Annotated in this window: 9 protein-coding genes; 3 read left to right on the top strand and 6 right to left on the bottom strand. The window is 74.2% G+C overall.

What is annotated here, in order from left to right; genetic code table 11:
* Positions 1–28: 28 nt before the first annotated feature.
* From QUV83_RS09705 to QUV83_RS09695, 3 genes are read right to left on the bottom strand one after another with little or no spacing between them, the layout of a single operon-like run.
* On the bottom strand, positions 29–1,444 hold the full coding sequence (locus tag QUV83_RS09705; protein WP_289564229.1) for a maltokinase N-terminal cap-like domain-containing protein: 1,416 nt from the start codon (positions 1,442–1,444) through the stop codon (positions 29–31).
* A complete protein-coding gene (treS, locus tag QUV83_RS09700; RefSeq protein WP_289564227.1) occupies positions 1,441–3,207 on the bottom strand; it encodes a maltose alpha-D-glucosyltransferase in 1,767 nt (588 codons plus the stop codon). Before treS ends, QUV83_RS09705 begins: the two co-directional genes overlap by 4 nt.
* Positions 3,204–5,297: an alpha-1,4-glucan--maltose-1-phosphate maltosyltransferase gene (locus tag QUV83_RS09695; protein ID WP_436231899.1), complete on the bottom strand. Its 2,094-nt coding sequence runs from the start codon at positions 5,295–5,297 to the stop codon at positions 3,204–3,206. Before QUV83_RS09695 ends, treS begins: the two co-directional genes overlap by 4 nt.
* Before the next feature lie 163 nt (positions 5,298–5,460).
* Here QUV83_RS09695 and glgP point away from each other — a divergent pair, with 163 nt between their 5' ends.
* The gene (gene glgP, locus QUV83_RS09690; protein WP_289564225.1) at positions 5,461–8,037 is read left to right on the top strand and encodes an alpha-glucan family phosphorylase; all 2,577 of its coding nucleotides are present in this window, start codon (positions 5,461–5,463) and stop codon (positions 8,035–8,037) included.
* A 21-nt stretch (positions 8,038–8,058) separates the two neighbouring features.
* On the opposite strand, the gene QUV83_RS09685 is transcribed toward glgP, so the two are convergent.
* On the bottom strand, positions 8,059–9,765 hold the full coding sequence (locus QUV83_RS09685) for an FAD-binding dehydrogenase (RefSeq protein WP_289564224.1): 1,707 nt from the start codon (positions 9,763–9,765) through the stop codon (positions 8,059–8,061).
* A 20-nt stretch (positions 9,766–9,785) separates the two neighbouring features.
* The gene (gene glgX / locus QUV83_RS09680) at positions 9,786–12,044 is read right to left on the bottom strand and encodes a glycogen debranching protein GlgX (protein WP_289564258.1); all 2,259 of its coding nucleotides are present in this window, start codon (positions 12,042–12,044) and stop codon (positions 9,786–9,788) included.
* Between the two features lie 158 nt (positions 12,045–12,202).
* On the opposite strand from glgX, the gene QUV83_RS09675 reads away from it, so the two are divergent.
* Together QUV83_RS09675 and QUV83_RS09670 are read left to right on the top strand one after the other, a co-directional pair.
* Positions 12,203–12,991, top strand: a complete 789-nt coding sequence (locus QUV83_RS09675; protein WP_289564223.1) for an electron transfer flavoprotein subunit beta/FixA family protein — start codon at positions 12,203–12,205, stop codon at positions 12,989–12,991.
* 26 nt (positions 12,992–13,017) lie between these two features.
* Positions 13,018–14,013, top strand: a complete 996-nt coding sequence (locus QUV83_RS09670) for an electron transfer flavoprotein subunit alpha/FixB family protein (protein WP_289564221.1) — start codon at positions 13,018–13,020, stop codon at positions 14,011–14,013.
* Between the two features lie 48 nt (positions 14,014–14,061).
* On the opposite strand, the gene QUV83_RS09665 is transcribed toward QUV83_RS09670, so the two are convergent.
* Entirely contained in the window at positions 14,062–15,051 is a 990-nt protein-coding gene (locus QUV83_RS09665) for a phosphotransferase family protein (protein WP_289564219.1), read from the bottom strand.
* Positions 15,052–15,089: the final 38 nt, after the last annotated feature.

Raw genomic sequence — 15,089 nt, 5'->3', positions numbered from 1 at the left:
CGTGCCTCAGCCTGACGGCCCGTCGCGCTCAGGCGAGCAGCCGGGTGATCGCCATCAGCGGGATGGGCAGCCACGCGGGCCGGTTGCGGGCCTCGTACACCGCCTCGTACAGCGCCTTGTCGAGCTCGAGCGCGCGCAGGAGCTGGGCACGGGTCTCCAGGCTGATCGCGTCCGGGTCGCCGTCGGCGCCGTCCTGCGGCCGCGCGCTCAGCCGGGCGTCGCGGTAGCCGACGAGCAGGCCCTGCCGGGCGGAGTCCGTCCATGCCTGCGCCGCGGCCTCGTCGGGGATGCCGTCGGCGCCGCTCGCCGCGCCCACGGCCGCCGCGTAGTCGAAGGAGCGCAGCATCCCGGCCACGTCCCGCAGCGCCAGGTCGGGGCGGGTGCGGGCCGCCACCGGCGCCAGCGGCTCGCCCTCGAAGTCGGTGATGAACCAGAGGTCGTCGGCGTAGAGCGCCTGGCCCAGGTGCAGGTCGCCGTGGATGCGCTGCGGGGCGGGCAAGCGGTCCAGATGCTGGGTGCGGACGGCGAGGTCCTCGACGGCGCCCGCGAACTTGTCGAGCACGGGCACCGCGGCCGCGGCCCAACGGAATCTGTCCCGCACGGCCTGCGCGACGGAGCTCGCGCGGTGCACGGTGGCCGGCGGCGGCGGCACGGGGAGCGCGGCGGCGAGGGCCCCGTGCATGCCGGCCACGACCCCGCCGAGCGCGCGGGCATGCGCGGCGAACGACTCGCCCCGCCCCGCCATCGCGCAGGCGAGCTCGAAGCCGTCCTGCGCGCCGGCCAGGAACTGGCTGAGCACCGCGAGATGGCCCTCGGCGACCTCCGACCGGTCCGGCCACGTCCCGTCGAGCCAGCCCAACGGCCGCGGCACATGCCGCCACCCGTGCGCCGCGAGGGCCCGGGGCACGTCGACGTCCGGGTTGTCGCCGGGGGACAACGTGCGGAAGACCTTGAGGATGGCCGGGCCCGGCGGCAGGCCGCCCGCGGCCGCGTCCTCGCCAGCGTCCAGGGCGGGCAGCACGATCGACGTGTTCGACTGCTCGCCGGTGAGCACCCGCGCGCGCTGCGGGTCGACGGCGGCGCCGGGGCCGTCCGCGGCGGCCAGCCAGGCGCGCAGGAAGGCCGGGTCCCCACAGCCGTCATGCACCTCCAGCGGGGGGTCGCCGATCACGCCGATCCGCGTGATCCCGTCCCTCCCGCCCGGTGTGCGCAGCGTCACGGGTATCTGCAGCACCACGTCCGTGCCCGGCGCCGTGGCGCGCACGAACAAGATCCGCACGCGGGCCTCGTCGCGGGGATCGCGCAGGTCGCGGGCGCCCACCAGGTCCAGGGCGGCCACGACCCCCTTGACCGGGAACCAGCGCCGCTCGGGGAGCCAGTCCGCGAGCAGCCGCACGAGCTCCTCGTCCGCGAGGTCGTCAGGGGCGCCGGGCGTTGTCATCATCCGCCGATCTGCAGCCAGAAGAAGTCACGCGACCCGAGGGTGAGCGCCAACGTCCCCTCCGGCGTGATCGCGGGGAAGTCCGCCCCGCCGAACACGTCCCGTGTGCGCTCGCCCGCATGCCCGGGGATCTCCACGGTGGTCGATCGGGGCGTGGACGCGAGGTTCGCCACCGCCAGGATCGTCTCCTCGGGCGTGGACCGCAGGAACGCGAGGATGGCGTCGTTGTCGGTGCGCAGCACCGTCAGGTCGCCCAGGCCGAGCGCGCGGTGCTGGCGGCGGACCGCGAGCATCCCGTGCACCCAGTGCAGCAGCGACGTCGGCTGCGCGAGCTGCGCCTCGACGTTGATGTTGCTGTAGTTGTGCACCAGCGACTGGATCACCGGCAGGTACAGCTTGCCGGGGTCGGCGGTGGAGAAGCCGGCGTTGCGGTCAGGGGTCCACTGCATCGGCGTGCGCACCGAGTCGCGGTCCGCGAGCCAGATGTTGTCGCCCATCCCGATCTCGTCGCCGTAGTACAGGCACGGGCTGCCAGGCAGGGAGAGCAGCAGCGCGTGCGCGAGCTCGATCTCGCTGCGGGAGTTGTCCAGCAGGGGCGCGAGCCGTCGCCGGATGCCGATGTTCGCGCGCATCCGCGAGTCGGGGGCGTACCACCCGTACATCGAGGCGCGCTCCTCCGTGGAGACCATCTCGAGGGTGAGCTCGTCGTGGTTGCGCAGGAACGTGCTCCACTGCGCGCCCTTCGGGATCGGCGGCGTGTCCGCGAGGATGTCCACGATCGGCGTGGCGCGCTGGTCGCGGATCGCGTAGAAGATCCGCGGCATCACCGGGAAGTGGAACGCCATGTGGCACTCCGGCTCCTCCTCGGTGCCGAAGTACTCGACGACGTCCTCGGGCCACTGGTTCGCCTCGGCCAGGATGATGCGGCCGGGGAACTCGTCATCCACCATCTTGCGGAGCCTGCGCAGCATCGCGTGCGTCTCGGGCAGGTTCTCGCAGTTGGTGCCCTCCGCCTCGTACAGGTACGGCACGGCGTCCAGCCGGAACCCGTCCACGCCGAGCTGCAGCCAGTACCGGGCCACGTCCATCATCGCGTCGACCACGCGCGGGTTCTCGAAGTTCAAGTCCGGCTGGTGGCTGAAGAACCGGTGCCAGAAGTACTGGCGCCGCACCGGGTCGAAGGTCCAGTTCGACGTCTCCGTGTCCACGAAGATGATGCGCGCGTCCTGGTAGCGGGTGTTGTCGTCGCTCCACACGTAGAAGTCGCCATACGGCCCGTCCGGGTCCGAGCGGGAGGCCTGGAACCACGGGTGCGCGTCGCTGGTGTGGTTCATCACCAGGTCGACGACGATGCGGATGCCGCGCTCATGCGCCGCGCCGATGAGCTCGGTGAACTGCTGGGCGGTGCCGTACTGCGGGGCGATCGCCGTGTAGTCGGACACGTCGTAGCCGCCGTCGCGCAACGGCGACGGGTAGAACGGCGGGAGCCACAGCACGTCGACGCCCAGCCACTGCAGGTAGTCGAGCCGCTGGATCAGGCCCTGCAGGTCCCCGCTGCCGTCGCCCTTCCCATCAGAGAACGCCCGGATCATCACCTCGTAGAACACGCCGGTGCGGTACCACTCCGGGTCGTCGGACAACCCCGGGCGCTCATTGCGGGGACGGGGCACCAGCGGCTGCGGGCGGCCCGGGAGCGCGCTGCGCGCGGGGTGCTCGGGCTCGGCGGGCAGTCCCGGGGTGGAGACGCCGGACGTGGGCGCGCTCATGCCGGGTCCGCCTGGACGACGTGCGCGACCCGGACGGCCGGGTCCAGCCGCACGTAGACCTCCGACCCCCAGGCGTAGGTCTCGTCCGAGAGGATGTCGTGCGCCACGAAGAGGCCTGTGGGGTCGCTGCCGGGGCGGGGCAGCCCCAAGGCGGCCAGGTCGAGGTGGACCAGGCCCTCGCGGGTCTGGAACGGGTCGAGGTTCACCACGACGATGATGGTGTCCGGCCTGCCGGTCGGCGAGTCCTGGGCGGACAGGCTCCGCGAGAAGCACACCAGCGCGTCGTCGGTGGTGGGGTGCACGGTGAGGTCGCGGAGCTGGCGCAGCGCCGGGTGCTGGTGGCGGATCTCGTTGAGCCGGCGGATCAGCTCGGCGATGCCGAACTGGTCGGCGCGGCTCCAGTCGCGCGGCTTGAACTCGTACTTCTCGTTGTCGATCTGCTCCTCGACACCCGGGCGGGGCACGTTCTCGATGAGCTCGTACCCGGAGTACACGCCCCACGTCGGCGACCCCAGCGCGGCGAGCACGGCCCGCACCGCGAAGCCCGCGACGCCGCCCTGCTGCAGGTACGGCGGCAGGATGTCGTGCGTCGTCGGCCAGAAGCTCGGCCGCATCCACGAGCCCTGCTCGCCGGACACCTCGCGCAGGTACTCCTCGATCTCGGGCTTGGAGTTGCGCCACGTGAAGTACGTGTACGACTGGTGGAAGCCGATCCGCGCCAGGTTCAGCATCATCGCCGGCCGGGTGAACGCCTCCGACAGGAAGATCACCTCCGGGTGGCTGGCCCGCACGTCCGCGAGCAGCCGCTCCCAGAACGGCAGCGGCTTGGTGTGCGGGTTGTCCACGCGGAAGGCCGTGACCCCGTGGTCGATCCACACCTGCAGCACCCGGCGGATCTCCTGGTAGATGCCCTCGGGGTCGTTGTCGAAGTTGAGCGGGTAGATGTCCTGGTACTTCTTGGGCGGGTTCTCCGCGTAGGCGATGGTGCCGTCCGCGCGGGTGGTGAACCACTCGGGGTGCTCGGTGACCCACGGGTGGTCCGGGGACGCCTGCAGCGCCAAGTCCAGGGCCACCTCGAGGCCGAGGCCCCGCGCGGTGGCCACGAACGCGTCGAAGTCCTCGAACGTGCCCAGCGACGGCTCGATCGCGTCGTGGCCGCCGTCCGGCGAGCCGATCGCGTACGGCGAGCCCGGCTCCCCGGGCAGGGCCGTCAGCGAGTTGTTCCGGCCCTTGCGGTAGGTCGTGCCGATGGGGTGCACCGGCGTCAGGTACACGAAGTCGAAGCCCAGCTCGGCGATGCGCGGCAGCTCGAGGGCAGCGGTGCGGAACGTGCCGGAGGTCCACTCGCCGGTCTCCGGGTCCCGGACGGCCCCCGCGGACCTCGGGAACATCTCGTACCAGGCGCCCGCGAGCGCCAGCTCGCGGTCCACCTGCAGCGGGTACACCGGCGACGGGCTGACCAGGTCGCGCAGCGGGTGCTCGTCGAGCACGGCGCGCACCGGGTCGCTCAACGCCGCGGCGAGCCGGGCCTGCGGGGGCCTGCTGGTGTCCCGCAGGGCCTTCACCGCGCCGAGCAGCACCTGGGCGGCCGGCTCGGGCAGGCGCCCGTCCTCGCCGCGCGTGGCCGCGCGCTCGAGCAGCAACGCGCCCTCGGCGAGCATCAGCTCGACGTCGATCCCCGCCTCGACCTTGATCGACGCGTCATGCGTCCACGTCCCGTACGGGTCGGACCAGCCCTCCACCCGGAAGCCCCACAGGCCCACGGAGTCGGGCGCCAGCCGGCCCTCGAACCGGTCCAGGCCCGGGGCGATGTCCACCATGCGGGTGCGCGAACGGTCGCGGCCGTCCGGGCCCACCAGCACGGCGGTGGCGGCGACGGCGTCGTGGCCCTCGCGGAAGACGGTGGCGCGGATCGGCACCGCCTCGCCGACAACGGCCTTGGCGGGCCATCGGCCGGCGTCCACGACGGGGGAGAGGTCGACCACGGGGATGCGCCCGATCGGGGGCCCGTCAGCGTGCGGCTGGGGGAGTGCCGAGGTGCGGGCGCGACGCGGCGTCGTTGGGGGGACCTGCGGTGGTGTCTGCGTCACGGTCCGAACCTATCCACTCCGCGGTGGTCAGAGCATCCGCTGGACACGGCGAGCCCCAGGTCGGGCGGCGCCCGCGCCCCGGCGGGCGGCCCCGACGCGCCCGGGCGCATCAGCGGCGCGTTCGGGGTGTGCGCAGGGGGTTGACCTGCGTAGTGTCGGGCAGGTGAGAGCAATCCGACGATTCACCGTCCGCACTGTTCTGCCGGCTGAGCTCGCCGATCTCGACGAGCTGGCCCACAACCTGCGCTGGTCGTGGCATGCGCCCACCCGGGACCTGTTCGCGGCCATCGACCAGGATCTCTGGGATCAGGTGGGCGGGGACCCCGTCGCGCTGCTGGGCGCGCTCGAGCCGGGCCGGCTCGCCGCGCTCGCCGCCGATGAGGCGTTCGTCGGGCGGGTGCACGCCGCCGCCGCCGATCTGCGGCGCTACCTCACCGCGCCCCGCTGGTACCAGGAGCAGGACCCCGAGGACCTGCCCGCCTCGATCGCCTACTTCTCGCCGGAGTACGGCATCACCTCGGTGCTGCCGCAGTACTCGGGCGGGCTCGGCATCCTGGCCGGCGACCACCTCAAGAGCGCCTCCGACCTCGGCGTGCCGATCGTGGGCGTCGGGCTGCTCTACGGCTCCGGCTACTTCAAGCAGTCGCTCACCCGCGACGGCTGGCAGCTCGAGACGTACCCGGTGCTCGACCCGGACGGGCTGCCGCTGCGGCTGCTGCGCGAGGACGACGGGACCCCGGCGCAGGTGAGCATCTCCCTGCCGGGCGGTCGCACGCTGCACGCGCACATCTGGTCCGCCGCCGTCGGCCGGATCCCGCTGCTGCTGCTCGACTCCGACGTCCCCGAGAACGACGAGCTCGCCCGCAAGGTGACCGACCGCCTCTACGGCGGCGGCGGCGAGTACCGGCTGCAGCAGGAGCTGCTGCTGGGCGTCGGCGGGGTCCGCGCGCTGCGCCTGTGGTCGCGGCTCACCGGGGCGCCCGCCCCCGAGGTCTTCCACATGAACGAGGGCCACGCGGGCCTCCTCGGCGTGGAGCGCATCCGCGAGCTCGTCACCGACAAGGGCCTGGACTTCGACGCGGCGCGCGAGGCCGTGCGCGCGTCGACGGTGTTCACCACGCACACCCCGGTGCCCGCCGGCATCGACCGCTTCGAGGCGCGGCTCGTCGGCCAGTACTTCGGCGGGGACAACGCCGTCGAGGGCGTGCCCGTGGAGCGTGTGCTCGAGCTGGGCGCCGAGGACTACGAGGGCGGCGACCCGCTGCTGTTCAACATGGCGGTGCTGGGCCTGCGCCTCGGCGGCCGCGCCAACGGCGTCTCGCTGCTGCACGGCGACGTGTCCCGGAACATGTTCAACGGCCTGTGGGAGGGGTTCGACGCGGCGGAGGTGCCGATCGGCTCCATCACCAACGGCGTGCACTCCCCGACGTGGGTGGACCGCAGGCTGGCCGACCTGGCCGCCGCACGGCTCACCCCGGAGGAGGTCGCCTCCGGCGCCGGCTGGCTGCGGCCGGACGGCGTGACGGACGCCGAGCTGTGGCAGGTGCGCCACGAGCTGCGCGCCCAGCTGGTCGCCGACGCGCGCGACCGGGTCGGGTCGTCCTGGCACCAGCGCGGCGCGAGCCCGGCCGAGCTGGGCTGGCTGGACGAGGTCCTCTCGCCCGACGTCCTCACCATCGGATTCGCGCGTCGTGTGCCGACGTACAAGCGGCTCACGCTGATGCTGCGGGACCCCGTGCGGCTGCGCGCGCTGCTCACCGACCCCGAGCGCCCCGTGCAGCTCATCGTCGCCGGCAAGTCCCACCCCGCCGACGACCAGGGCAAGCGCCTCATCCAGCAGCTCGTGCGCTTCGCGGACGAGCCGGATGTGCGCCACCGCATCGTCTTCCTGCCGAACTACGACATCGGGATGGCGCAGACCCTGCTGCCGGGCTGCGACGTGTGGCTCAACAACCCGCTGCGCCCGCTGGAGGCCTCCGGCACGTCCGGGATGAAGTCCGCCCTCAACGGCGGCCTCAACCTGTCCGTGCTCGACGGCTGGTGGGACGAGTGGTTCGACGGCGAGAACGGCTGGGCCATCCCCACCGCCGACGGCGTCGACGACCCCGAGCGCCGCGACGACCTCGAGGCTGCGGCGCTGTACGACCTCATCGAGCACCAGGTCGCCGCCCGGTTCTACGACCGCGACGAGCGCGGCCTGCCGGTGCACTGGCTCGAGATGGTCCGCCACACGCTGGCCACCCTCGGGCCGAAGGTCCAGGCGACCCGCATGGTCGCCGACTACGTGCGCCACCTGTACGTGCCCGCCGCTGTCGCCGGCCAGGACCTCGAGGCCGACGACTTCGCCGGCGCGCGCGAGCTCGCGCGCTGGAAGGAGCGGGTGCGGGCCGGCTGGGCCCAGGTGCGCGTGGACCACGTCGAGTCCGGCGGTGTGAGCGACGTGCCGCAGGTCGGCGACGAGATGCACGTCAAGGCGTATATCTCCCTGGGCGAGCTCACCCCGCAGGACGTCGAGGTGCAGGTGCTGCACGGCCACGTGCGGGAGGACGACGAGCTGTCCACCTTCGCGGTGTCGGCGCTGCAGGTCGCCGAGGCGTTCGAGGTGGGCCGTTACGCGTTCGCGGGCACCGTGCGCCTCGAGTCGTCCGGGTCGTTCGGGTACACCGTGCGGATCGTGCCCCGGCACCGTGGGCTGACATCCGTGGCCGACGTGGGGCTGGTCGCCAACGCCGTGAGCTGACCCCGCAGGGCGCCCGCCGGCTCAGCCGCTGAGCTGGTCGGCGAGCGCCCTGCCGGTGGTGCGCCCGGTGAACAGGCAGCCGCCCAGGAACGTGCCCTCGAGCGCGCGCCGGCCGTGGGCGCCTCCGCCGCCGAAGCCCGCGGCCTCGCCGACCGCGAACAGCCCGGGCAGCGCGCCGCCACCCGGGCGCAGCACCTGGCCGTCGGTGTCGGTGAGCAGCCCGCCGAGCGTCTTGCGGGTCAGCACCGACAGCCGCACCGCGAGCAGCGGCCCGTGCGCCGGGTCGAGCAGCTCATGCGGCTTGGCGACGCGGATCAGCCGGTCCACCACATACCGGCGGGCCATCGCCGTCGCGGTGACCTGCAGATCCTTGCCGAGGCCCGTGCGCACCTGGCGGTCGCGCTCGCGGATGGTCCGGGCGAGCTTGCCGGGGTCGATGCGGTCAGTGCCCGTCAGGGTGTTCATCCGGGCGGCGAGCTCCGCGGGCGTGTCCGCCCACAGGAACTCCTCCGAGTGCTGGGCGAAGGCCTCCACCGGCCCCACGGCGCCGGGGCGCACGCGCTGCAGCAGCAGGCCGACGTCCTTGCCGGTCAGGTCGGGGTTCTGCTCCGAGCCGGAGAGCGCGAACTCGGCGCCCAGGATCGTCTTGTCCAGCACGAACCAGGAGTGGTCGTCGCCGCGCCCCGTGATGTGCCGCAGGGCGCCCAACGAGTCGAAGCCCGGGAACAGCGGCGGGGGCAGGCGGTGGCCGTCGGCGTCGAGCCACAACGAGCTCGGGCCGGGCAGGATGCGGATGCCATGGCGCCCCCACACCGGCGAGTGGTTCGTGACGCCCTCGGGGTAGTGCCACATGCGGTCCTCGTGGACCACCGCCGCTCCGGCCCCGCGGGCCGCCTCGATGCCCGAGCCGTCCACATGGTCCGGCACCCCCGACAGCATCCGCTGCGGCAGCCGCCCCGCGTCCTGCGCCCAGGTCGCCCGCACCAGGTCGTGGTTGGCCCCGATGCCGCCCGTGGCGATCACCACGGCGCTCGCGGCCAGCTCGAACTGCCCCACCGGCTCGCGTGAGCTCGGCGCCCCGCGCGCGGCGCCGTCGGCGGCCAGCACGTCCCCCCGCACGCCCGTGACCCGCCCGTCGGTCAGCACCAGCCCGGTCACCCGGCGCCGGAACATCGCCGTCAGGAGCCCCGCGGCGCGCGCGTCGAGCAGCGCCCGCACGAACGGCTCGAGGATGCCCGGCCCGGTGCCCCACGTGACGTGGAACCTGGGCACGGAGTTGCCGTGCCCGTCGGCCAGGTACCCGCCGCGCTCGGCCCACTGCACCAGCGGGAACCAGCGCACGCCCTGCGCGTGCAGCCAGGGGCGCATCTCGCCCGCGGCGAAGTCGATGAAGCCCTCGGCCCAGGCGCGCGACCACTCGTCGCCGCCGCCCGGGGCGCCGCCCGCGTCGAAGTCCGCCGAGCCCAGCCAGTCCGCCAGGGCGAGGTCCGCGGAGTCGCGGATGCCGAGCCGGCGCTGCTCGGGCGAGTCGACCAGGAACAGGCCCCCGAAGGACCACCAGGCCTGGCCGCCCAGCGCCGCGGGGCCCTCCGCGTCGACCAGCGTGACGTGCCTGCCGGCGGCGGTGAGCTCGGCGGCGGTGACGAGCCCCGCGAGCCCGGCCCCCACGACGATCACGTCGGTGGCGCGCTGCGGGACGTGCTGCGGACTGACGGCGGTGTCGGCCATGCGCGCAGCGTAGCGGCGTGTCAGCGCGCGATGTAGACCCGAGCGCTCAGCGGCTCCAGCACAGTGCGGGCGCCGGAGGCCGTGTGCAGCGCCGAGCTGATCGCGGCGGCGCGCAACTCGCGCGGGCTCTCCCAGGTGGAGTCCCAGGCCAGCTCCCACACGGTGGGCCGATCGGCGGCGAGCGCGACCTCCACCTGGTCCAGCGCGCCGTTGACCACGATCATCACGGTGTCGTCATCGGGCGCGGGCGGGCGCCGTTCGCCCGGAGTGCGCTCGTCGGCGCCCTCGGCCCGCTCGGCGGGCAGCGAGCGGACCATCTGCAGGGTGCGGAGCTCCTGGTCATGCCAGCGGTCGTGGTCGAAGAGGGCTCCCTGGCTGTCGTACCAGGCCAGGTCCGGGCGGCCGCCGGGCCGCACCGGGGCGCCGGTGAAGAAGCGCTCGCTGCGCAGCGCGGGGTGCTCGCGCCGCAGCCGCAGCAGGTGGGTGACGGTGGCGAGCAGGTCCGCGCGCCACGGCGACAGGTCCCAGGACACCCACGACGTCTCGTTGTCCTGGCAGTAGGCGTTGTTGTTGCCGTGCTGCGTGCGGCCCATCTCGTCGCCGGCGGTGATCATCGGGGTGCCGGCGGACAGCAGCAGCATCGCGAACAGGTTGCGGATGGAGCGGCGGCGCAGCGGCAGGATGGGGGCGCCGATCGAGTCGGCTCGCAGCGGCCCCTCGATGCCGTGGTTCCACGACCGGTTGTCGTCGGTGCCGTCGCGGTTGTCCTCGCCGTTGGCGGAGTTGTGCTTGTGGTCGTAGGCGACCAAGTCGGCCAGGGTGAACCCGTCATGCGCTGTGACGTAGTTGACGGAGGCCAGCGGGCCGCGCATGAGCGGCGGGTCGGTGTGGCCGAAGAGGTCGACGGAGCCGGCCAGGCGGGTCGCGAGCTCGCGCACGCGGTGGCCGGGCAGGCCGTGGGCCGCGCGGGCGGGGTCGGCCAGCCAGAACGAGCGCACGGCGTTGCGGAACTTGTCGTTCCACTCCGCCATCGGCGGCGGGAAGTGCCCCGTCTGCCAGCCTCCCGGCCCCACGTCCCACGGCTCCGCGACGAGCTTGAGGTCGCGCAGGCTCGGGTCGGTGGTGAGGGCCACCAGGAACGGGTGGTGCGGGTCGAAGCCCGACGGCCCGCGCCCGAGCGTCACCGCCAGGTCGAATCGGAAGCCGTCGACGCCCACCTCGTCCGCCCAGTAGCGCAACGAGTCCAGGGCCATCGCGATCACGGGGGTGCGCCGGTAGTCCAACGAGTTCCCGGTGCCGGTGAAGTCGGCGAGCGTCGCCGGGTACCCGCCGTCGTGCGCGTAGTACACGCTCGGGTCCAGCCCCCGCCAGCTCACCTGCGGCCCGCCGATCCCGCCCTCGCAGGTGTGGTTGTACACGACGTCGAGCAGCACCTCGATGCCCGCCGCGTGCAGCGCGTGCACCGCGGCCTTGACCTCGGCGAGCACCGCCGCCGGGCCCTGCGCCTGGGCCTCCCGCGTCGCGTAGTCGGTGTGCGGGGCGAAGAAGCCGAGGGTGTTGTACCCCCAGTAGTTCGTCAGCCCATGGGGCAGCAGATGCGGCTCGGAGGCGAACGCCTGCACCGGCAGTAGCTCCAGGGTGGTGACGCCGAGCGTCCGCAGGTGCTGGATCGTCGCGGGGTGGGCGAGGCCGGCGTAGGTGCCGCGCAGCGCGGGCGGCAGGTCCGGCATGCGCTGCGTGAGCCCGCGCACATGCGCCTCGTAGACGACGGTGCGCGACCAGGGCGTGCGCGGACGGTTGGCGGCTGGATCCGGCACGAGGCTGCGCGCGCGGGTGTCGACGACCACCGAGTGCGGCACATGGGCCGCGGAATCGCGCGGGTCCGCCGGCCCGTAGGGGTCGCCGTGCAGCGCGTCGTCCACCACCTGCCCGTACACCTCGGGCCGCAGCTCGAGGGAGCCCGCCAGGCCCCGCGCGTACGGGTCCACGAGCAGCTTGGCGGGGTTGTAGCGCAGCCCGCCGGCGGGATCCCACGCGCCGTGCGCGCGGAAGCCGTACCGCTGGCCCGGCCGCACCCCGGCGACCTGGGCGCGGAACACCCCCAGATGGGGGCCGCCCATCGGGACTCTGCGCTCGGACCATGTCGGCGCGCCGTCCGGGCCGGGCGGCCCCGGGTCCAGCAGGCACAGGTCGACGGCGCTGGCATGCGACGCGAGGACGGCGGCCTCGATGCCGTCGTCGGTCACGCGCACGCCCAGCCCTGGCGTCCGGCCCCGCATGTCCTCCCGCGTCACCCCGCCATTCTGACCTGCCGGGCGGGGGCCGACGCGCGCTGGCCTCCCCAGGCGGACCTCCGGGGCGTCCGCGCAGTCCGCTGGGCGGGACTGTGACGCAGGCGGGCTGGGGTCCGCGCGCCCCGGGAGGTAACGTTCCGCGGGTGAGAATCGTGGTGTGCGTCAAGCACGTGCCGGACATCCAGTCAGAGCGCTCCCTCCAGCCCGACGGCCGGATGGCCCGCGACGGCGGTGACGGCACCCTCAACGAGTTGGACGAGAACGCCGTCGAGGCGGCCCTCGCCCTCGTCGAGGAGCACGGCGGCGAGGTCGTCGCCGTGACCGTCGGCCCCGACGACGCGGTGGACGCGGTGCGCAGGGCGTTGCAGATGGGCGCCGAGCAGGCCGTCCACGTCGTCGACGACGCGATCGCCGGCTCCGACGTGTTCGGCACCGCGAAGGTGCTCGCCGCCGCCGTGCGCCGCCTCGGCGAGCAGGAGCCCGTCGACCTGGTGGTGACGGGGATGGCGGGGCTCGACGGCCTCACGTCCCTGCTGCCCGCCGCGCTCGCCACCGAGCTGGACCTGCCGCTGCTGGCCCTCGCGGCCGAGGTCGCCGTCACGGACGGCACGGTGCGGGTGCGCCGCGAGCTGGACCACGCCACCGAGGTGCTGGAGGCGCCGCTGCCGGCGCTCGTCTCGGTCACCGACCAGGCGAACGAGCCGCGCTACCCCAACTTCAAGGGCATCATGGCGGCCCGCAAGAAGCCCGTCGACGTCCTCACGCTCGCCGACCTGGGGGTCGACCCGGCCACCGTCGGCGCCGCGGGCGCGCGCACGGAGGTCCTCGAGGCGGCGCCACGGCCCGCGCGCGAGGACCGCGTGCTGGTCACCGACGACGGCGAGGCGGGCCTGCGATTGGCGGCCTACCTCGTCGAGAACAAGCTCGTCTGAGCGCAGCGACCGGAGGACCCCTGACGATGACGAACCACCTCGCCGGCCCTGTGCTGGTGCTGCTCGACCACGCCCCGGACGGGACGCTGCGCGCGCCGGTCCTCGAGCTCCTGACCCTTGGCCGCGGCCTGGGCGCCGTGCACGGCGTCTGGCTGGGCGCCGACGGCCCCGGCGGCGACGTGCTCGCCGAGCTCGGGGCCCAGGGCGTCGAGGTCGTCGACGCGCTCGACCTGGGCGCCGCCGACCAGCGGCTCACCCCTGTGGTCGCCGACGCGCTCGCCGACTTGGCCGCCGCCCTCGGCGCCGCGGCGCTGCTGCTCACCTCCACGTTCGACAACAAGGAGATCGCCGGGCGGCTCGGTGTGCGCTCCGGCGCCGGCGTGGTCGTCGACGCCTCCGACGCGCGCGTCGCGGACGGGCGGGTCGTCGCCGACAAGACGGTGCTCGCCGGGACGTGGACCACGAGCTGCGCGGTGCGCACCCCGTTCGCCGTGGTGGCGCTCAAGGCGAACTCCACGCAGCCCACGCCCGCCGCCGCGCCCACCTCGCCCGCCGTCGTCACCCACCCGGTGGCCATCAGCGGCGCCGCCCGTCAGGCAGTCGTCGTCGAGCACGCCGAGCGCGCGCCGTCGGACCGCCCGGCGCTCGGCGAGGCGCAGGTCGTGGTCGTCGGCGGCCGTGGCACCAACGGCGACTTCACCCCGCTCGAGGAGCTCGCCGACGTGCTCGGCGGGGCCGTGGGCGCCACCCGCGTCGCCACCGACGAGGGCTGGATCGGGCACGACGCGCAGATCGGCCAGACGGGCGTGACCATCGCCCCCCGGCTGTACATCGGCGCCGGGGTGTCCGGCGCCGTGCACCACCGGGGCGGCATGCAGGCCTCCGGCACGATCGTGGCCGTCAACTCCGACCCCGAGTCGCCGATCTTCGAGATCGCCGACCTGGGCATCGTGGGCGACCTGTTCACGGTGCTGCCGCAGGCCACGCAGGAGCTGCGCCGGCTCAAGGACGCCCAGGGCTGAGCCCCCGCTTGGCGGCCGGCGCCGGAGGGCGCCGGCCCACGCGGTCGGTCAGGCCAGCTCGCGGAGCCAGGACAACGCGGCCTCGGCCTGCGCCCGCTGGAACCGGCGCAGGTTGGGGATCCCCCGCGGCGCGGGTTGCAGCGACCCGTAGGCCAGGCGCCCCGACATGCCGGCGAGCGCCGCCCGCAGGTGGTCCACCGGCAGGCCGTCGGTCACCGGCTGTGACCAGAACAGGTCCTGCGGGTCGCCGCCGCCCTGCATCGAGACGCTGGGCAGCATGAACGCCAGGTCCAGCCACGGCGCGCCGACGCTCGCATGCGGCCAGTCGACCAGCGCGATCTTCGCGTGCTCGTGGTCGATGAGCATGTTGTCGGCGCGCAGGTCGCCGTGCACCAGCGCCCCGCCGACGGACACCCGGGGCGAATCCTGCTCCCAGCGCACGAGCTGCTCCAGGTTCTCCCACGCCCAGCCCCCGAGCTCGCCGGCCTGCTCGGCAGCCTCCCGCCGGATCTCGGGCGCCGCCGCGTGCAACTGCCGCCAGCCCGTGAACTCCGCGGCCAGGGTGACATCGGTGCTCGGGAGCTGGTGGCCGGGCAACGGCTCCGCGTCGGCCAGCACGGCCAGCGCGTCCAGCGCGAGCTCGAGGTCGGCGGGGCGCCACGGCGACTCCGGCGCGCGCCCGTGCACGACCTCGAACCCCAGGAGCACCCACTCGCCGTCGTCGTCCGACCACAGCATCTTCGGGGCGGGGACCTCGGGGGGCAGGGCCGCGGCGACGCGGATCTCGGCCCGGGCGAGGTCGGGGGAGGCGGGGTTCTGCTCCGGCGAGACCGCCTTGACGAACACCCCGCGCCCGTCGGCCAGTTCCAGCACGGCCGCGAAGCCGGGGCTGAACCCGGTGTTCGCGCTGATCTCGGCGGTCACCTGCGCGCCCGCGAGCTCGGCGATGCGGCTCCGGACGGCGCGCGGGAGGTCGCGCCAGTCGAGGCGCTGCCCGCTGAACGCGAGCGGGGATCCCAGGACGTCGTCGGCACTCACGGACACATCTTGCCAGTGCGGGTTCGTAGGATGACGCG

Source organism: Cellulomonas cellasea (assembly GCF_030372105.1).
GTDB lineage: Bacteria > Actinomycetota > Actinomycetes > Actinomycetales > Cellulomonadaceae > Cellulomonas_A > Cellulomonas_A cellasea_A.
The sequence above is the reverse complement of the archived record's forward strand: the minus strand, read 5'-3'. Positions and strand labels throughout refer to the sequence as shown.

What these genes read in the sequence shown, in the direction of transcription:
- QUV83_RS09705 (WP_289564229.1), bottom strand. Translation starts at nt 1,444, where the DNA reads ATGATGACAACGCCCGGCGCCCCTGACGACCTCGCGGACGAGGAGCTC.
- treS (WP_289564227.1), bottom strand. Translation starts at nt 3,207, where the DNA reads ATGAGCGCGCCCACGTCCGGCGTCTCCACCCCGGGACTGCCCGCCGAG.
- QUV83_RS09685 (WP_289564224.1), bottom strand. Translation starts at nt 9,765, where the DNA reads ATGGCCGACACCGCCGTCAGTCCGCAGCACGTCCCGCAGCGCGCCACC.
- glgX (WP_289564258.1), bottom strand. Translation starts at nt 12,044, where the DNA reads ATGCGGGGCCGGACGCCAGGGCTGGGCGTGCGCGTGACCGACGACGGC.
- QUV83_RS09670 (WP_289564221.1), top strand. Translation starts at nt 13,018, where the DNA reads ATGACGAACCACCTCGCCGGCCCTGTGCTGGTGCTGCTCGACCACGCC.